1 protein-coding gene is annotated in these 480 nt (G+C 57.9%); it reads left to right on the plus strand.

Translation table 11 applies throughout. The features are described from left to right. Positions 1 to 480, plus strand: a 480-nt coding sequence (locus J5224_RS34965) for a 1-acyl-sn-glycerol-3-phosphate acyltransferase (protein WP_264629383.1), incomplete at both ends; no start/stop codon positions are given.

Genomic DNA, 480 nt, shown 5'->3' on the forward strand with positions numbered 1-480 from the left:
TGTTGGCGCTGTTTTTGCCGATTAAGCCGGTGTTTGCTGTCTATTCCAGCATCAGCGTTCGCTGGTTTATGCGTTTCCTGAAACCCTATATCGATTTTGTGCCACTCGATCCCACCAAACCGTTGGCGATCAAAGGGCTTATCAAAGTGATTGAGCAGGGCCGCCCGGTGGTGGTGTTTCCCGAAGGGCGTATCACCGTGACCGGCTCCCTGATGAAAATCTACAGCGGTGCTGCCTTTGTCGCGGCAAAATCGGGCGCTACGCTGGTGCCGGTGCGCATTGAAGGCATTGCGTTCAGCCCGTTTGGTCGCCTTAAAGGTACGTTTAAGCAGCGCCTTTTCCCTCAGGTTACCCTCTCTTATTTGCCGCCGACCACATTACCGATGCCGGTAGCGGGCAGCGCGCGCGAACGGGGCGAGCTGGCGGGTGAGCACCTGCACCGCATCATGATGGCTGCGCGTATGGAAACGCGCCCGCGCC

This window comes from Candidatus Symbiopectobacterium sp. NZEC135, from assembly GCF_025962695.1.